The organism is Collimonas fungivorans, assembly GCF_028292705.1.
Classification (GTDB): Bacteria; Pseudomonadota; Gammaproteobacteria; order Burkholderiales; family Burkholderiaceae_D; genus Collimonas; species Collimonas fungivorans_B.
This window is the reverse complement of sequence record NZ_JAQGLV010000082.1, coordinates 1-17,946: the sequence shown is the minus strand read 5'-3', so window position 1 is coordinate 17,946 and position 17,946 is coordinate 1. Positions and strand designations below refer to the sequence as shown.

General features: G+C 59.5%; 20 protein-coding genes and 1 tRNA gene. 19 read left to right on the top strand and 2 right to left on the bottom strand.

Translation table 11 applies throughout. The features are described from left to right. Positions 1-16: 16 nt before the first annotated feature. Both JWQ61_RS04025 and JWQ61_RS04020 read right to left on the bottom strand, forming a co-directional pair. The gene (locus JWQ61_RS04025; RefSeq protein WP_304359377.1) at positions 17-508 is read right to left on the bottom strand and encodes a putative toxin-antitoxin system toxin component, PIN family; all 492 of its coding nucleotides are present in this window, start codon (positions 506-508) and stop codon (positions 17-19) included. A 30-nt stretch (positions 509-538) separates the two neighbouring features. After that, positions 539-1,435 carry a type 1 glutamine amidotransferase domain-containing protein gene (locus JWQ61_RS04020; protein WP_304359376.1) on the bottom strand — a complete coding sequence of 299 codons (897 nt, stop codon included), beginning with the start codon at positions 1,433-1,435 and terminating at the stop codon, positions 539-541. Between the two features lie 77 nt (positions 1,436-1,512). Here JWQ61_RS04020 and JWQ61_RS04015 point away from each other — a divergent pair, with 77 nt between their 5' ends. The 19 genes from JWQ61_RS04015 (at position 1,513) to nuoL (ending at position 17,771) form a co-directional block, all read left to right on the top strand. Continuing rightward, positions 1,513-2,022 (top strand): GNAT family N-acetyltransferase, encoded by a 510-nt coding sequence (locus JWQ61_RS04015; protein ID WP_304359375.1) that lies wholly within the window; start codon positions 1,513-1,515, stop codon positions 2,020-2,022. A gap of 76 nt (positions 2,023-2,098) precedes the next feature. After that, positions 2,099-2,350, top strand: a complete 252-nt coding sequence (locus tag JWQ61_RS04010) for a transcriptional regulator (RefSeq protein ID WP_304359374.1) — start codon at positions 2,099-2,101, stop codon at positions 2,348-2,350. A 75-nt stretch (positions 2,351-2,425) separates the two neighbouring features. Then, positions 2,426-3,202, top strand: a complete 777-nt coding sequence (gene yaaA / locus JWQ61_RS04005) for a peroxide stress protein YaaA (protein ID WP_304359373.1) — start codon at positions 2,426-2,428, stop codon at positions 3,200-3,202. A 53-nt stretch (positions 3,203-3,255) separates the two neighbouring features. Then, positions 3,256-4,263, top strand: a complete 1,008-nt coding sequence (locus JWQ61_RS04000; protein WP_304359372.1) for a threo-3-hydroxy-L-aspartate ammonia-lyase — start codon at positions 3,256-3,258, stop codon at positions 4,261-4,263. Between the two features lie 126 nt (positions 4,264-4,389). Next, complete coding sequence (tpiA, locus tag JWQ61_RS03995; protein ID WP_304359371.1) at positions 4,390-5,139, top strand: triose-phosphate isomerase; 750 nt, start codon at positions 4,390-4,392, stop codon at positions 5,137-5,139. A gap of 57 nt (positions 5,140-5,196) precedes the next feature. Continuing rightward, positions 5,197-5,637, top strand: coding sequence for a preprotein translocase subunit SecG (gene secG / locus JWQ61_RS03990; RefSeq protein WP_304359370.1), 441 nt, complete (start codon positions 5,197-5,199; stop codon positions 5,635-5,637). A gap of 85 nt (positions 5,638-5,722) precedes the next feature. Beyond that, positions 5,723-5,807 (top strand) — tRNA-Leu (locus tag JWQ61_RS03985). 181 nt (positions 5,808-5,988) lie between these two features. Beyond that, positions 5,989-6,348 carry an NADH-quinone oxidoreductase subunit A gene (locus tag JWQ61_RS03980; protein ID WP_014005577.1) on the top strand — a complete coding sequence of 120 codons (360 nt, stop codon included), beginning with the start codon at positions 5,989-5,991 and terminating at the stop codon, positions 6,346-6,348. A gap of 3 nt (positions 6,349-6,351) precedes the next feature. Further along, positions 6,352-6,828, top strand: a complete 477-nt coding sequence (locus tag JWQ61_RS03975; RefSeq protein ID WP_014005578.1) for an NADH-quinone oxidoreductase subunit B family protein — start codon at positions 6,352-6,354, stop codon at positions 6,826-6,828. Between the two features lie 9 nt (positions 6,829-6,837). Further along, positions 6,838-7,434 carry an NADH-quinone oxidoreductase subunit C gene (locus tag JWQ61_RS03970; protein WP_304359369.1) on the top strand — a complete coding sequence of 199 codons (597 nt, stop codon included), beginning with the start codon at positions 6,838-6,840 and terminating at the stop codon, positions 7,432-7,434. Beyond that, complete coding sequence (locus JWQ61_RS03965; protein ID WP_120236370.1) at positions 7,434-8,687, top strand: NADH-quinone oxidoreductase subunit D; 1,254 nt, start codon at positions 7,434-7,436, stop codon at positions 8,685-8,687. The genes JWQ61_RS03970 and JWQ61_RS03965 overlap by 1 nt, the downstream gene beginning before the upstream one ends. Positions 8,688-8,763: 76 nt before the next feature. Beyond that, positions 8,764-9,267 carry an NADH-quinone oxidoreductase subunit NuoE gene (gene nuoE / locus JWQ61_RS03960; protein ID WP_304359368.1) on the top strand — a complete coding sequence of 168 codons (504 nt, stop codon included), beginning with the start codon at positions 8,764-8,766 and terminating at the stop codon, positions 9,265-9,267. Next, a complete protein-coding gene (gene nuoF, locus JWQ61_RS03955) occupies positions 9,264-10,559 on the top strand; it encodes an NADH-quinone oxidoreductase subunit NuoF (RefSeq protein ID WP_014005582.1) in 1,296 nt (431 codons plus the stop codon). The genes nuoE and nuoF overlap by 4 nt, the downstream gene beginning before the upstream one ends. A gap of 48 nt (positions 10,560-10,607) precedes the next feature. After that, positions 10,608-12,950, top strand: coding sequence for an NADH-quinone oxidoreductase subunit NuoG (gene nuoG / locus JWQ61_RS03950; RefSeq protein ID WP_304359367.1), 2,343 nt, complete (start codon positions 10,608-10,610; stop codon positions 12,948-12,950). Then, positions 12,950-14,017, top strand: a complete 1,068-nt coding sequence (gene nuoH / locus JWQ61_RS03945; protein WP_120237789.1) for an NADH-quinone oxidoreductase subunit NuoH — start codon at positions 12,950-12,952, stop codon at positions 14,015-14,017. Before nuoG ends, nuoH begins: the two co-directional genes overlap by 1 nt. Before the next feature lie 16 nt (positions 14,018-14,033). Then, positions 14,034-14,522: an NADH-quinone oxidoreductase subunit NuoI gene (gene nuoI / locus JWQ61_RS03940; RefSeq protein ID WP_014005585.1), complete on the top strand. Its 489-nt coding sequence runs from the start codon at positions 14,034-14,036 to the stop codon at positions 14,520-14,522. Positions 14,523-14,591: 69 nt separating this feature from the next. Continuing rightward, complete coding sequence (locus JWQ61_RS03935) at positions 14,592-15,263, top strand: NADH-quinone oxidoreductase subunit J (protein WP_014005586.1); 672 nt, start codon at positions 14,592-14,594, stop codon at positions 15,261-15,263. A gap of 12 nt (positions 15,264-15,275) precedes the next feature. Further along, entirely contained in the window at positions 15,276-15,584 is a 309-nt protein-coding gene (gene nuoK / locus JWQ61_RS03930; RefSeq protein ID WP_014005587.1) for an NADH-quinone oxidoreductase subunit NuoK, read from the top strand. Positions 15,585-15,668: 84 nt separating this feature from the next. After that, positions 15,669-17,771, top strand: coding sequence for an NADH-quinone oxidoreductase subunit L (gene nuoL / locus JWQ61_RS03925; protein WP_304359366.1), 2,103 nt, complete (start codon positions 15,669-15,671; stop codon positions 17,769-17,771). Positions 17,772-17,946 lie beyond the last annotated feature (175 nt).

The window sequence follows — 17,946 nt, the reverse complement described above, 5'->3', positions numbered from 1 at the left end:
CGCGTATTCCTGGCTCCTAGGTGCCGGCCGGATTCCATGCTTGCGGCGCGACGATCGCAAAAAGCCCGGCCTTGGCGGTCTTGCGCGCCAGTTTCAACAAGGCTTTGTCCTTGGTGATCAGGGTGGTGGCGTGGGCGCCCAGCGCCAGCTCCAGGAATTTCTGGTCGTCGCGGTCGGTGCAGATGGGCAGGCGGACGCCGGGACGCGGGCTCAGCGCCTCGGCCTCCAGGCAGGTGATCAAGGCGTCGAATTCGGCGTTGCAGGCCGGCCGGGTGTGGTCGGTGACGGGCAGATGCGAATAATGCAACACCATTTGCCATTCCTGGCGGCAGTCGGCGCGGGTCACGGCTTCGACTGCTCCGCTTTGCAAGGCGGCCATCAAGCCGGCCCAGCGCGGGTCGCGAAAGACAAACAGGTCGAGGCAGACGTTGGTGTCGATTACGATGCGGGGTTTGGGCTGGCTGGCCTGGGCCGGCGTTGGCAAGTCTGCGGGTTGATCAGAGTTCATGCGGGTTTCCATCAAACGATAGCGCGCATTTTACCCCGGCTCGCGGGCCGGCAAGCCATCTTCCAGCAGGCGCGAGAAAGCGGTGGCGAAGCGGTGCACGTCGCCCGGCCAGCGGGCTGAGACGTAATTGCCGTCTTGCACTATAAAAGCCGGGCGGCTGTCGCCGGCGCTGTCGCGGAACAGGCCGCTGCTTTTGCGAAAATGATCCGGCGCACCGGCGGCGACATCGATGAAGTCGGCCGGCTGCGCCAGCGCTCGCGTCACTTCGGCCTGGACTCCGCGATAACCGGCGGCTTCGCCTTCCTGTTCGCCATAGGTGCGGTAGTAAGCCGGGTCCCAGAAGCGGCCGCAGAATTTCATCAAACTCCAGGCGCTGCGTTCCAGCTTCCATGTCAGCGCGGTGGTCTTGCGGCCATGCAGGACGGATTTTCCGCTACGCGGCGAGCGGCTGCGGGCGGCCAGCACCACACCATGGCAGATCGCGGCCACCGGCTTGCCGCTATCGAAGAAGGCGCCGGTAAAATCCTGCAGCGGCTGGCTTTCCAGGTAAGCCAGCATGCCGCGCACACGGTGGCCCCCGGGCAGCAGCAGGCCGTCGTAGCCGGCGACATCCAGCGCGGCGTAGGCCAGCGGCGCCTGGAACGCGCTATCGCCTTCCAGCGCGGCATAATCGGCGCGCGCCGCGGCGTTGGCGCGCAACGCCAGTCCCAGCAATCTGATTTTCCTGAGCAGCGGTATCCAGCCCCAGGCATCCAGGCCTTCGCCGGACAGCATCAGCGGATCGGCTGTAGCCGCCTTGCCGTCGGGCGTGGCGAACACTACCTTGTGCCCGTGCGAGGTCAGGATGCGCCACGGGACTGCGACTTCGCTCGGATCGAAATCCAGGTTGGGGAGGGCGATCAGGACGGTTTTTCGGGTTGCGTTCATGGCGTCGTCTGGACAAGCTTCAAGGCATTGCTTATGCTGCGATCCTACAGGGAAATGCCTGATTCCAAGGAAAATCGATGACAGTTCTTGCTACAGAGCGGCTGGTTTTGCGCAAGTTGACTACAGACGACGCCGGGTTTTACCTGCGCCTGGTGAACGAGCCTTCATGGCTGCAGTTCATCGGCGACAAGGGCATACGCAGCGTGGAAGCGGCGCGCGCCGCGCTGCTGAGCGGACCGATGGCGATGTATGAGAGCCACGGTTTCGGTTTCTACATGGTGGAGCTGAAGGACAGCGCCACGCCGATCGGCATGTGCGGCCTGATCAAACGCGAGACCCTGCCGGACGTCGACATCGGTTATGCCTTTGTGCCGGAATTCTGGGGCAAGGGCTACGCTTACGAAGCAGCGTCGGCGGTGCTGGCGTTCGGCAACCAAACCTGCGGCCTGCAGCGGATAGTGGCGATCACCGCGCCGGACAACCACCAGTCGATCCGGCTGCTGGAAAAGATAGGCTTGAAATTCGAAACATTGCTGGAGATGAGGGGCGACGGTTCGCTGACCAAATTGTTTGCCTGTCAATTTTAGTATCGCCTTGCCGGGATGCACGGCAGGCGCCAGCGTGCTATGGTGGCAGTTCGCAATGTCACTTCAGGAGGCGGCAATGAAGCTGATTGAGCAGGATGAAATGGATGATTTCCACGCGATCTTGCAGGTGCGGCATCTGGCTGCGGACGACTTCGAATTGCATCAGGTCGATACCACCGACCCCAAAACCGATGAAATATTCGGGCTGACCGGTTTTGTCACGGTGAGCAGGAAATCGAATGGACACAAGAAACAATATCCGATCGGCGACGGCTCCAGCTGGGTAACCGAATTCGAGCGGGATCTGCAGCGAGGTGCTTTCGGTTAAGCGCCGGCGGCAAGCGGCGTTATGTTTGTTTCGGTATCATTGTGGACATTCTCAGGTTTATTTGGATACGTTCACATGCTGATTGTTTTGTCGCCCGCAAAATCCCTCGATTACAGCACTCCCAGCACTACCGAAACACACACCACGCCGGATTTCATCAGCCATTCGGCCGAGCTGATCGGCGTCCTGCGCCAGCTGTCGCCGGCCCAGGTCGGCAGCATGATGAAAATCTCCGATCCGCTGGCGCAGCTCAATACCGCGCGTTTCGCGTCGTGGTCGAAGAAATTCACCAGCGCCAATTCGAAGCAGGCGATCATGGCTTTCAACGGCGACGTCTACGAGGGCCTGGATGCAGCCTCGCTGAATGCAGCGCAGCTGACCTATGCGCAGAGCCGGATCCGGATCCTGTCCGGCTTGTACGGCGTATTGCGGCCGCTGGACCGGATGCAGCCGTACCGGCTGGAGATGGGCACCAGCCTGGCCAACCCGCGCGGCAAGAATCTTTATGCGTTCTGGGGCGACACCGTGACCCAGGCCTTGAACCAGCAGCTCAGCCAGCAAAAATCCGACACGCTGGTGAACCTGGCGTCGGAAGAGTATTTCAAAGTGGTGCGGCCGAAGGTGCTGGCCGCCAGCATCGTCACCCCGGTATTCGAGGATTGGAAAAACGGCAAGTACAAGATCATTTCCTTCTACGCCAAGCGGGCGCGCGGACTGATGGCGCGCTACGCGGCGCTGAACAAGATCCGCGATGCAGAAAAGCTGAAGGATTTTGACCTCGACGGCTACTGCTATATTCCACAGGATTCCGATAGCGGACGCTGGATGTTCCGGCGCCGCCTGGCGGAATAACTGCTTCGATACGGCATGGCTGTCTGACTCGGATTAACTACTAAGGAAGAAAAATGGCTGCAACCGAATTTGCTGATGAACTTGCTGAATTGGCTGTCACTTACCAGCATATCGCCGCTGCGGCCAAACGCCTTGAGGGCATCGCCTACAAGACGCCGGTGCTGACTTCCAGCCAGGCCGACCATCACGCCGACGCCAGCGTGTTCTTCAAGTGCGAAAATTTCCAGCGGGTCGGCGCTTTCAAGTTCCGCGGCGCCTATAACGCCATCAGCTGCCTCAGCGAAGAGCAGAAGCAGCAGGGCGTGGTGGCGTTTTCATCCGGCAACCATGCGCAAGGCATGGCGCTGGCGGCGCGCATGCTGGGCGTGCACGCAACCATCGTCATGCCAAGCAGCGCGCCGGCGATGAAGCTGGCGGCGACGCGTGAATACGGCGCCGAAATCATCCTGTACGACCGCGAGCGCGAAGACCGCGAGGTGATCGCCGCGCAACTGTCGGCCGAGCGCGGTTGCGCCGTGATCCCCGCATACGATCATGCGGACGTGATTGCCGGCCAGGGCACGGCGGCGAAGGAGCTGTTCGATGCAGTAGGGCCGCTCGATTACCTGTTCGTATGCACCGGCGGCGGCGGTTTGCTGTCCGGTTGCGCTATCGCCGCGGCGCAATTGTCGCCAGGCTGCATCGTCATCGGCGTCGAGCCGGAGGCGGGCAACGATGCGCAGCAATCGTTGCGAACAGGCAATATCGTGCATATCCCGGTGCCGGACACGATTGCCGACGGCGCCCAGACGCAGCATGTCGGCAAGCTGGTGCTGCCTATCTTGCAGGCGTATGTAAAAGACATCGTTACCGTCAGCGACGACCAGCTGAGGACCCAGATGCGCTTCTTTGCCGAGCGCATGAAGATCGTGGTCGAGCCGGCGGGCTGCCTGGCTGCCGCCGCGGTGCTGCACAGGGTGTTGCCGTTCGCGGGAGAAAAAGTAGGGGTGATAGTCAGCGGCGGTAATGTCGATATGGAACTTTTTGCGCGCAGTATTGCTGCTGCGAAACCATTTTCCTGAGCCCGGCCAGGCAAAAGCAGCTGCGGCCGCCGCTGAATCACATGCCATATATTTCCTGCCGGTTTGACCGCCTTCCCTGCGAAGCGTTAGAATGCCGGGTTATTGAAAACTTGGGCCTCGGTAAATATGCGTCGTAAACTTGTAGCCGGTAACTGGAAAATGAATGGCAGTCTGGTTGCCAATGCTGCATTACTGGCGGAAATCAAGGCTGGGCTTGGAGTTGCGGCTTGCGATATCGCTATCTGCGCACCGGCTCCGTATTTCGCGCAATGCCAGGCCGAGCTTGCCGGATCGGCAATTGCCTGGGGCGGACAAGACGTTTCCGCGCACGCCGCCGGCGCTTATACCGGCGAAGTCGCGGTCAGCATGTTGCAGGATTTTGCGTGCCGCTACGTTATCGTCGGCCATTCCGAGCGGCGCGCTTATCACGCGGAAAGCGACGGATTGGTGGCGCAAAAGGCGCTGCGTGCCTTGCAGGCGGGTGTGACGCCTATCGTCTGCGTCGGCGAAACCCTGGTCGAGCGTGAAGCCGGCCAGACCGATGCGGTAGTAGGGCGGCAGCTGGCGGCGGTGCTGGATGTACTGGATGCAGCCGAGCTGGCCCGGATCGTGGTGGCGTATGAGCCGGTATGGGCGATCGGCACCGGCAAGACGGCGACGCCGCAGATGGCGCAAGATGTGCATCTGGCCTTGCGCGCCATGCTGGCAGGGAAGAATCCCGCGGCGGCAGTCGAAGTAAAGATTTTGTATGGCGGCAGCATGAAGCCTGACAACGCTGCCGAATTGCTGGCCATGCCAGACATAGACGGTGGCCTGATTGGCGGCGCAGCGTTGAAGGCGGTTGATTTTCTGGCGATTGTCGCTGCAGCCCGGTAGTTCGATAGTCCGGATTTAGTAAAAATAAAGCATTAACTCTCCTTGGAAATCTATTAAATGAACACAGTATTTAACATCATTGTCATCGTTCAGGTGTTGTCGGCGTTGACGATCATCGGCCTGGTGCTGCTGCAGCATGGCAAGGGCGCCGACATGGGCGCGGCTTTCGGCTCCGGCGCTTCCGGCAGCCTGTTTGGCGCTACCGGCTCTTCGAATTTCCTGTCGAAATCGACCGGCGCGGCGGCAGCGCTTTTCTTTATCGCGACATTGGCATTGGTGTACCTGGGGAATCATCGTTCGGCGGTTACCGGCGGCGTGATGGAAAATCTGCCTGCGGCTTCGGCCCCAGCAGCGGCGCCGTCGCCTGCAGCAGCAATTCCGGACACATCGGCGGCGCCGGCGGCAGCTTCTGCGGCAGCCTCCGGATCGGCTAGCGCGGCAGCTTCCGTGCCGGCACCGTCGACCGGCAGCGCGCAGTCGAATCAAATTCCAAAGTAAGACTAGTCTCACAGTGAAATTGCTGACTTTTAATCCGATTGTGCATTGAACAAAAGTACCAAATCAGGTTAAAATACGCGCTTATGCCGACGTGGTGAAATTGGTAGACACGCTATCTTGAGGGGGTAGTGGCGAAAGCTGTGCGAGTTCGAGTCTCGCCGTCGGCACCAAAGAATATGAGGCCAGCAACGGTTGCCCCTGCGCTGGCTTTTTGTCGAGGAACTTGTGGCGTGGTTTGCCGGATTGGGGGCGTCAGGTTTGATCATTCAAACCGGCAAATCATTCTGCAAAGGGGCTGCGAGGGAGTAATTCTCTCGTAGTCTCGACTGTTCAAACTACTGGCGCAAAATCGTGAACCTCGAAAATTATTTTCCCGTCCTGCTGTTTATTCTGATCGGTATCGCGGTTGGCATTGCCCCGCAAGTGCTTGGTCGTGTACTTGGGCCGCATCGGCCCGACTCCCAAAAAACTTCTCCATACGAATGCGGTTTTGAGGCATTCGAAGACGCGCGCATGAAATTCGATGTGCGTTATTACCTTGTCGCCATTTTGTTCATTTTGTTCGATCTGGAAACCGCATTTTTCTTCCCGTGGGGGGTTGCCATGCGCGACCTCGGTTGGCAGGGCTTTATCACGATGATGGTGTTTATCGCCGAATTCGCGGTGGGCTTCTGGTACATCTGGAAACGCGGCGCTCTGGATTGGGAGTAAGCCATGTCTATTGAAGGTGTATTGAACGAAGGCTTTGTCACCACTACTGCTGACAAACTGATCAACTGGACCCGCACCGGTTCGCTCTGGCCGATGACGTTCGGCCTGGCCTGCTGTGCCGTCGAAATGATGCATGCCGGCGCCTCGCGCTACGACATGGACCGTTTTGGTGTAATCTTCCGGCCGTCGCCGCGTCAGTCCGACGTGATGATCGTGGCGGGCACGCTGTGCAACAAGATGGCGCCGGCCTTGCGCAAGGTGTACGACCAGATGCCGGAGCCGCGCTGGGTGATTTCCATGGGCTCCTGCGCCAACGGCGGCGGCTACTATCACTACTCGTATTCGGTGGTGCGCGGCTGCGACCGCATCGTGCCGGTCGACATTTACGTGCCTGGCTGCCCGCCGACTGCGGAAGCGCTGCTGTACGGCATCATCCAGCTGCAAAACAAGATTCGCCGCACCAATACGATTGCGCGCTAAGAGAGCACCATGACGACCAAACTGGAAACCCTGGAAGCCGCCGTGCGCAATGCGCTTGGCGACGACCTGCAAAGTCTGACCGTGGCCTTCGGCGAGATCACAATCGTGGTCAAGGCTTCGAATTACCTGTCGGCGATGCGCGTGCTGCGCGATCACGCCGATACCCGTTTTGAAGAACTGATCGACCTCTGCGGCGTCGACTATTCAACCTATGGCGACGGCGCCTGGGACGGCGCCCGTTTTGCGGCGGTTTCCCACCTGCTGTCGATAGAGCACAACTGGCGCCTGCGGGTGCGCGTGTTCGCGCCGGACGACGAGATGCCGCTGCTGGCTTCGCTGACCGACATCTGGTCCTCGGCCAACTGGTACGAGCGCGAGGCGTTCGACTTTTTCGGCATCCTGTTCGAAGGCCACAACGACTTGCGCCGCATCCTGACCGACTATGGTTTCATCGGCCATCCTTTCCGCAAGGATTTCCCGGTGTCGGGTTATGTCGAGATGCGCTACGACGCTGAGCAGAAGCGCGTAATTTATCAACCCGTAACGATCGATCCGCGCGAAATCACGCCGCGGGTGATTCGTGAAGAACATTACGGGACCAAATAATGGCAGAAATCAAGAACTACACGCTGAACTTCGGCCCGCAGCATCCGGCCGCGCACGGCGTTTTGCGCCTGGTGCTGGAGCTCGACGGTGAAGTGATCCAGCGTGCCGACCCGCATATCGGCCTGCTGCATCGCGGCACCGAAAAGCTGGCGGAACAGAAAACCTACCTGCAATCCGTACCCTACATGGACCGCCTCGACTACGTGTCGATGATGTGCAACGAGCACGGCTACGTGATGGCGATCGAGCGCCTGCTGGGCCTGGAAGTGCCGCTGCGCGCGCAGTACATCCGCGTCATGTTCGACGAAATCACACGCCTGCTGAACCACCTGATGTGGATCGGCGCGCATGCGCTGGACGTCGGTGCGATGGCGGTGCTGCTGTACGCATTCCGCGAGCGCGAAGATTTGATGGATTGCTACGAAGCCGTGTCCGGCGCTCGCATGCATGCCGCTTATTACCGTCCGGGCGGCGTTTACCGCGACCTGCCGGACACCATGCCGCAGCACAAGGCGTCGCTGGTGCGCAATGCCAAGGCCATCAGCGCCCTGAATGAAAACCGCCAGGGTTCGCTGCTGGACTTCATCGAAGATTTCACCGTGCGCTTCCCGAAATACGTGGATGAATACGAGACGCTGCTGACCGACAACCGTATCTGGAAACAGCGCCTGGTCGGCATCGGCGTGGTGTCGCCTGAGCGCGCCAAGGCGATGGGCTTCACCGGCGCGATGCTGCGCGGTTCAGGCGTTGAATGGGATTTGCGCAAGAAGCAGCCGTACGAAGTGTACGACTTGCTGGACTTCGACATCCCGGTCGGCAAGAACGGTGACTGCTACGACCGTTACCTGGTGCGGGTGGAAGAAATGCGCCAGTCCAACCGGATCATCAAGCAATGCGTAGAATGGCTGCGCAATAACGGCGGTCCTGTGATGACGACCAACCACAAGGTTGCGCCATCGTCGCGGATCGACATGAAATCGAACATGGAAGAGCTGATCCATCACTTCAAGCTCTTCACTGAAGGTTTCCATGTGCCGCCGGGCGAAGCGTATGCCGCCGTCGAGCATCCGAAGGGCGAATTCGGCGTCTACATCGTCTCCGATGGCGCCAACAAGCCTTACCGCCTGAAAATCCGTGCACCTGGTTTCCCGCATCTGCAAGGTTTGAACGAAATGGCCAAAGGCCACATGATCGCCGATGCCGTTACCATCATCGGCACGCAGGATATCGTGTTCGGCGAGATTGACCGTTAAGTAGTCTGCTGTTGCTACGCAGTTATTACCACGCAGTTATTACCAATTAACTACTAGCGCAAAACACCGCGCACGAATGGCCAACGACATGTTGTTAAGTCAAGATACATACAAAAAGATCGATCGCGAAGTAGCGAAATTCCCCGCCGACCAGAAACAGTCGGCGGTGATGGCCGCACTGGCGATTGCGCAGGATGAAAAAGGCTGGCTGGCGCCGGAAACCATGCAGGATGTCGCAGACTACCTGGGCATGCCGGCCATCGCGGTGCAGGAAGTCGCGACCTTTTACAATATGTACAACACCAAGCCGGTCGGCAAGCACAAGATCAGTATCTGCACCAACCTGCCATGCCAGCTGTCCGGCGGCGACCGGGCGGCGGAGCATCTGAAGCACAAGCTCGGCATCGATTTCCGCGAAACCACGGCCGATGGCCAGTTCACGCTGGTTGAAGGCGAATGCATGGGCGCCTGCGGCGATGCGCCGGTGCTGCTGGTGAATAACAAACGCATGTGTAGCTGGATGTCGAACGAAAAGATTGACGGCTTGCTCCAGGAACTCAGTGAGGTAGCCCCAAAATGACCAGCCTGCACAACCGTCATATCAATCCGCTGATCCTGGCCAACCTGGACGGCGACAACTGGCACTACGCCGATTACGTCAAGCGCGGCGGCTATACCGCCCTCAAGCGCATCCTCTCCGAAGGCATCACCCCGGAACAAGTCATCGCTGAACTGAAAGCCGGTTCGCTGCGCGGCCGCGGCGGCGCCGGTTTCCCGACCGGCCTGAAGTGGAGCTTCATGCCGCGCCAGTTCCCGGGACAAAAATACCTGGTCTGCAATACCGACGAAGGCGAGCCTGGCACATTCAAGGATCGCGACATCATCCGCTACAATCCGCATTCGCTGATTGAAGGCATGGCCATCGGCGCTTACGCCATGGGCATTTCGGTCGGCTACAACTACATCCACGGCGAAATCTGGTCCGGCTACGAGCGCTTCGAAGAAGCGCTGGACGAGGCGCGTGCCGCAGGCGCCCTGGGCGACAAGATTTTCGGCAGCGAATTCAACTTCCAGCTGCATGCATTCCACGGCTACGGCGCCTACATTTGCGGCGAAGAAACCGCCTTGCTGGAATCGCTGGAAGGCAAGAAGGGTCAGCCGCGCTTCAAGCCGCCGTTCCCGGCCAGCTTCGGCCTGTACGGCAAGCCGACCACGATCAACAACACCGAAACCTTTGCGGCCGTGCCTTTCCTGCTGAACATGGGCGGCGCAGCCTACCTGGAACTCGGCAAGCCGAACAACGGCGGCACCAAGATCTTCTCGATCTCGGGCGACGTCGAAAAGCCGGGCAATTACGAAGTGCCGCTGGGCACGCCGTTCGCCAAGCTGATGGAGCTGGCCGGCGGCATGCGCGGCGGCAAGAAGATCAAGGCCGTGATCCCTGGCGGCTCGTCGGCGCCGGTGATCAAGGGCGACGTCATGATGGACACCGACCTCGATTACGATTCGATCGCCAAGGCCGGCTCGATGCTGGGTTCGGGCGCAGTGATCGTGATGGACGAAACGCGCTGCATGGTGAAATCGCTGCTGCGCCTGTCGTACTTCTATTTCGAGGAATCCTGCGGTCAGTGCACGCCATGCCGTGAAGGCACGGGCTGGCTGTACCGCCTGGTGCACCGGATTGAAACCGGCCACGGCCGTCCGGAAGACATGGATCTGCTGGACACGGTAGCGGGCAACATCATGGGCCGCACCATCTGTGCGCTCGGCGATGCGGCAGCGATGCCGGTGCGCGGGTTCCTGAAGAATTATCGCGAAGAATTTGAATATCACATCGAGCATAAGCATTGCTTGGTGCCGGCATACGTTTAAGCCTGCGCAAGCAGCGTGCAAAACACTTAGGCAAGAAAAGCAAAAGCCATGGTTGAAATCGAAATAGACGGCAAGAAAGTGGAAGTCCAAGAGGGCAGCATGGTAATGGATGCTGCCAACAAGATTGGCACTTACATTCCGCACTTCTGCTATCACAAAAAACTCTCCATCGCGGCCAACTGCCGCATGTGCCTGGTCGAGGTGGAAAAGGCGCCGAAGGCTCTGCCTGCCTGCGCCACACCGGTGACCGCCGGCATGATCGTGCGCACCGCCAGCGAAAAAGCCACCACTGCGCAAAAGAGCGTGATGGAATTCCTGCTGATCAATCACCCGCTGGATTGCCCGATCTGCGACCAGGGCGGCGAATGCCAGCTGCAGGATCTGGCGGTCGGCTACGGCAAATCGTCGTCCCGCTACGAAGAAGAGAAGCGTGTAGTGGCGCCGAAAGACGCCGGTCCGCTGATCTCCATGCAGGAAATGAGCCGTTGCATCCAATGCACCCGCTGCGTCCGCTTCGGCCAGGAAATCGCCGGCGTGATGGAATTCGGCATGGTCGGCCGCGGTGAACATTCCGAGATCACTACTTTTGTCGGCAAGACCGTCAACTCCGAACTGTCGGGCAACATGATCGACCTGTGCCCGGTCGGCGCCTTGACATCCAAGCCGTTCCGCTACAGCGCCCGCACCTGGGAATTGTCGCGCCGCAAGTCGGTCAGCCCGCATGACGGCCTGGGCGCCAACCTGGTGGTGCAAGTCAAGTCCGGCAAGGTGATGCGCGTGCTGCCGCTGGAAAACAACGACGTCAACGAATGCTGGCTGTCGGACAAGGACCGCTTCGCTTATGAAGGCCTGAACAGCGCCGAGCGCCTGACCAAGCCCATGCTCAAGCAAGACGGCAAGTGGCAGGAAGTCGAATGGCAGACCGCGCTGGAATATGTGGCGCACGGCCTGCGCAATATCCGCCACGAACATGGCGCTGACGCCATCGCCGCTGTCGGCACCCCGTATTCGACGCTGGAAGAATTGTCGCTGCTGCAAAAAGTGGCGCGCGGCCTGGGTTCGGAAAACATCGATTTCCGCCTGCGCCAGTCCGACTTCGCGCTGGATGGCAAGGTGATGCCATGGCTGGGCATGTCGATCAACGAATTCGCACAGCTCGACCGTACCTTCATCATCGGCTCGTTCCTGCGCAAGGACCATCCGCTGCTGTCGGCCCGAGTGCGCCTGGGCATCAAGCGCGGCGCCAAGCTGAGCATCCTGCACGCCACCGACGACGACCTGCTGATGCCGGTCGCCAACAAGATGATCGTGGCGCCGTCGGCCTGGCTGTCGGCCTTGGGCCAGGTAGCTGTCGCCGTGGCGCAAGCCAAGAGCGTTGCGGTTCCTGCCGGTTTCGAGAATGTCGAGGCCTCGGCGGAAGCCAAGCAGACCGCCGTCAGCCTGTTGTCCGGCGAATCCAAGGCAGTATTGCTGGGCAACGCCGCCGCACAGCATCCGCAAGCTTCGCAACTGCACGCAGTGGCGCAATGGATTGCACAGCAGACCGACGCCAAGTTCGGTTACCTGACCGAAGCCGGCAACACCGTCGGCGGCTACTGGGCGAATGCCTTGCCTGCCGCAGGCAAGGGCCGCAATGCACAACAGATTTTTGCACAGCCGCACAAGGCTTATGTGTTGTTGAACGCCGAGCCGGAACTGGACAGTTTCGATCCGCAAACTGCAGTTGCAGCGCTGAAGCAAGCCGAGATGGTTGTGACCTTGTCGGCTTACAAGCACGGCGCTGAATACTCCGACGTCCTGCTGCCGATCGCGCCGTTCACCGAAACTTCCGGCACTTTCGTCAACTGCGAAGGCCGCGCGCAAAGCTTCAACGGCACCGTCCGGCCAATGGGCGATGCCCGTCCGGCATGGAAAGTGCTGCGCGTGCTGGGCAACCTGCTGGGCTTGCCTGGTTTCGACTACGACACTTCGGAAGCGATTCGCGATGAAGTGCTGGGCACCGGCGAAGTTGCCGCCGCCAACCTGGCAGCACGCCTGAACAATATCAGCGACCTGCAGCCGCAAGCCGTGGCCCAAACCGCTGATGGCGTGCTGGAACGCATTGCCGACGTGCCTATTTATTTTGGCGACGCCGTAGTGCGCCGCGCGGCTTCGCTGCAAGAGACCGTGGACGGCCAGGCGCCGCAAGCATGGCTGTCGGCTGCGCTGGCGGCAAAACTGGGCATCGCCGCCGGCGACCGCGTCAATCTTAAACAAGGGCAGGGTACTGCCGCGCTGGCAGCGGCGATTGATCCTGCGCTGCCGGAAAACGTGGTGCGCGTCGCAGCTTCGCATGCCTCGACCGCGGCACTGGGCGCAATGTTCGGTTCTATCGTAGTGGAGAAAGCATGATGGATCATTTCATCGCCGCCATCAATGCCACCGGCGCCGACTGGTTCGGCTTCATCTGGCCGCTGATCTGGAACCTGATCAAGATCATCGTCGTAGTCGTGCCGCTGCTGCTGTGCGTGGCGTATATGACTTACTGGGAACGCAAGCTGATCGGCTGGATGCATATCCGCCTCGGCCCTAACCGGGTCGGTCCGGCCGGTTTGCTGCAGCCGATCGCCGATGCCCTCAAGCTGCTGCTGAAGGAAGTCACCTTGCCGGCGCGCGCCAACAAGGTCCTGTTCTTCATCGCACCGATCATGACTATCATGCCGGCGCTGGCCGCCTGGGCAGTGGTGCCGTTCGGTCCGGAAACCGTGCTGGCCAACGTCAACGCCGGCCTGCTGTTCGTGATGGCGATCACTTCGATGGAAGTCTACGGCGTGATCATCGCCGGCTGGGCTTCCAATTCCAAGTATGCCTTCCTCGGCGCGATGCGCGCTTCGGCGCAGATGGTGTCCTACGAAATTTCGATGGGCTTCGCCCTGGTGATCGTGCTGATGGTGTCCGGCAGCCTGAACCTGACCGATATCGTGATGGCGCAAAGCAAGGGCTATTTCTACGATCACGGCGCCGCTTTCCTGTCGTGGAACTGGCTGTCGCTGCTGCCGGTGTTCCTGATTTATTTCATCTCGGGCATTGCCGAAACCAACCGTCACCCGTTCGACGTGGTGGAAGGTGAATCGGAAATCGTGGCCGGCCACATGATCGAGTACTCGGGCATGTCGTTCGCGATGTTCTTCCTGGCCGAATACGCCAACATGATCCTGGTCTCCATCCTGACCACGCTACTGTTCATGGGCGGCTGGGCCTCGCCGCTGGCGATACTGGACTGGATCCCGGGCTGGATCTGGCTCGGCGCCAAGACCTTCTTCATGCTGTCGGTGTTTATCTGGGTGCGTGCATCGTTCCCGCGTTATCGCTATGACCAGATCATGCGTCTCGGCTGGAAAGTATTCATCCCCTTGATTCTCGCCTACCTGGTGATTGTCGCTGCCTGGATTCAAAGTCCATGGAATATCTGGAAGTAATGGAAGGTTAGTGAAAATGGAAGCCATCAAGGATTTTTTCGGCAGTCTGATGCTGCTGGAGTTGCTCAAAGGGTTGCGGCTGACTGGCCGCTACCTGTTTGCGCGCAAGATTACCGTGCTGTTCCCGGAAGAGAAGACGCCGCAATCGCCGCGTTTCCGCGGCCTGCACGCGCTGCGCCGCTACCCGAACGGCGAAGAGCGCTGCATCGCCTGCAAACTGTGTGAAGCGGTTTGCCCGGCGATGGCGATCACCATCGAGTCCGAACAGCGCGCCGACGGTTCGCGCCGCACCACGCGCTACGACATCGACCTGACCAAATGCATTTTCTGCGGTTTCTGCGAAGAGTCTTGCCCGGTCGATTCGATCGTCGAGACCCATATCCTGGAATACCACGGTGAAAAGCGCGGCGACCTGTACTACACCAAGGAAATGCTGCTGGCCGTGGGCGACCGCTACGAACCTGAGATTGCCGCGGCGCGCGCCGCAGATGCCGCATACCGATAACAACGCTAGTGTTTGATGATTAGCGATGCTTTTTTAGCCGACGTTTTTTAGCCGATTTTTTGGGCCATTATGGAATTTAAGACCTTCTTGTTCTACGCGTTTTCGGTGGTGCTGGTGATCGCCGCCTTGCGCGTAATCACCGCACGCAATCCAGTGCACGCCGCGCTGTTCCTGGTATTGTCGTTTTTCTCCGCGGCCGGCATCTGGATGCTGCTGAAAGCCGAATTCCTGTCCATCGTGCTGGTGCTGGTGTATGTCGGTGCGGTGATGGTGCTGTTCCTGTTCGTGGTGATGATGCTGGATATCAACCTGGACAAGATGCGAGAGGGATTCTGGGGTTACTTCCCGCTGGCGGCCACCGTCGGCACGGTCATCGTGCTGGAAATGGCCGCGGTCATCTTCCACGGTTTCCAGGGTTCCGAAGCCGACGTTCCCGCCATCTCGGCCAACATCGGCAACACCAAGGAGCTGGGCAAGCTGATTTACACGGAATATGTGTACGCGTTTGAAATCGCCGCCGTCATCTTGCTGGTGGCGATCGTCGCCGCGGTGGCCCTGACGCTGCGCCGCCGCAAGGACACCAAGTATTTCTCGCCTTCCGCTGCAGTCAAGGTCAAGAGCACCGACCGGGTTCGCATCGTGAAGATGAAGTCGGAAGCCAAGGTCGATCCGGTCGCGCCCGCGAATCCTGCTGCGCCCCTTGCAACTCCGCCGGCCGCACCAGCGGCCCCACAAAAATAACAAGGACGCAATATGGCAATTTCGCTCGCTCATTATCTGATCCTTGGCGCGATCCTGTTTTCGATCGGCATCGTCGGCATTTTCCTGAACCGCAAGAACCTGATCGTATTGCTGATGGCAATCGAACTGATGCTGCTGGCGGTGAACATGAATTTCATCGCCTTCTCGTATTACCTGGGCGATGCGGCAGGACAGATTTTCGTTTTCTTTATCCTCACGGTAGCAGCTGCCGAATCGGCAATTGGCTTGGCCATCCTGGTGGCGTTGTTCCGTAACCTGGACACCATCAATGTGGAAGATCTGGACAGCCTGAAGGGCTAGGCTGACGAGGTATGGCGCCGGCGGCCTGGCTGCCGGCACATGGAATACGCAGACAACAAATAACGAATAAAGATAAGGTTCATCATGGCGGGGCAACTTAACCCACAATTACTTCTTGCCGTACCGTTGGCGCCGCTGGCTGGCGCTGCGATCGCGGGCTTATTCGGCACCAAATTCTTCGGCAACCTGGTCGGTCGCAAGACCTCGCACACGGTCACGATCCTGGGCGTGCTGATCGCCCTGATCATATCCGTGCAGACCTTGCTGGCGGTGATCGACGGCGCCAGCTTCAACGGCACCTTGTACACCTGGATGACGGTCGGCGGCGTCAAGCTGGAAATCGGCTTCCTGGTCGACAGCCTGACGGCCATGATGATGTGCGTGGTGACCTTTGTCTCGCTGATGGTGCATATCTACACCATCGGCTACATGAAAGACGACGAGGGCTATAACCGCTTCTTCGCCTACATTTCCCTGTTCACGTTCTCGATGCTGATGCTGGTCATGAGCAACAACTTCCTGCAGCTGTTCTTCGGCTGGGAAGCGGTGGGCCTGGTGTCGTACCTGCTGATCGGTTTCTGGTACACCCGTCCGACCGCGATTTTCGCCAACATGAAAGCGTTCCTGGTCAACCGTGTCGGCGACTTCGGCTTCATCCTCGGCATCGGCCTGCTGCTGGCGTATTCTGGTTCGATGAACTACAGCGAAGTATTCGCGCAAAAAGGCATGCTGGCGCAACTGACGCTGCCGGGCAGCGACTGGATGCTGCTGACGGTTGCCTGCATCTGCCTGTTCATCGGCGCCATGGGCAAGTCGGCGCAGTTTCCGCTGCACGTCTGGCTGCCGGATTCGATGGAAGGCCCGACCCCGATTTCCGCACTGATCCATGCCGCCACCATGGTGACCGCCGGCATCTTCATGGTGACCCGCATGTCGCCGCTGTTTGAACTGTCCGACACCGCCTTGTCGTTCATCCTGATCATCGGTTCGATTACCGCCTTGTTCATGGGTTTCCTGGGCGTGATCCAGACCGACATCAAACGCGTGGTGGCTTACTCGACCCTGTCGCAGCTCGGCTACATGACCGTGGCTCTGGGCGCATCGGCCTACTCGGTGGCGGTATTCCACCTGATGACGCATGCTTTCTTCAAGGCCTTGCTGTTCCTTGGCGCCGGTTCGGTCATCATCGGCCTGCACCACGACCAGGACATGCGCAACATGGGCGGCCTGCGCAAATACATGCCGATCACCTGGATCACTTCGCTGGTCGGTTCGCTGGCGCTGATCGGCACGCCGTTCTTCTCCGGTTTCTATTCGAAGGACAGCATCATCGAAGCGGCGCATGCATCGACCCTGTTCGGCTCCGGTTTTGCCTACTTTGCAGTGCTGGCCAGCGTGTTTGTCACGGCTTTCTATTCGTTCCGCATGTACTTCATGGTGTTCCATGGCGAAGAGCGCTTCGGCAAGGCCCATGACGGCCACGACGCTCACGCAGCACATGCCGCCAATGATGCGCACGCCGCACACGATGCACATGGCGCCCATGACGATCATCACGATGAAGAAGATGAACACGAGCACCACGGCCTGGCTCCCGGCCAGAAACCGCAGGAGTCGCCTTGGGTGGTGACCTTGCCGCTGATCCTGCTGGCGATCCCGTCGGCCGTCATCGGCTTCCTGGCGATCGAACCGATGTTGTACGGCAGCTTCTTCAAGGACGTGATTTTCGTCAACGAAGCGCACCATGCCATGGAAGAACTGCGTCATGAATTCCACGGCCCGGTCAGCATGGTCAGCCATGCCTTCGCCTCGGCGCCGTTGTGGCTGGCGATCGCCGGCGTGGCGGCAGCGTACTACTGCTACATGGTCAACCCGCGCCTGCCGGCGGCGATCAAGCAGAAGGCCGGTCCGATTTTCACGCTGCTCGACAACAAATACTATATGGACAAGTTCAACGATGTGGTGTTTGCCGGCGGTGCCCGCCTGCTCGGCCGCGGCTTGTGGAATGCCGGCGACCGTGGCCTGATCGACGGCCTGATTGTCAACGGCAGCGCCAAGGCAGTCAGCTGGTTCTCGAAAATCACCCGTCTCTGGCAGTCCGGATACATCTATCACTATGCATTCGTGATGATTATCGGGGTGCTGGGTTTCCTGGTTTGGTTCATGCCGTTTCCGTTTGCCAAATAAGCTGGCGAAGCAAACTCAGTTAGGTTAGATCAATAACAAATATGTCAACTTTCCCTCTTCTCAGCCTCGCGATCTGGTGTCCGGTCGCGTTCGGTATCCTGGTCCTGGCAGTAGGCCGCGACGATAATCCAACCCTGGTGCGCTGGCTGTCGCTGCTCGGCGCAGCGGTCAGCTT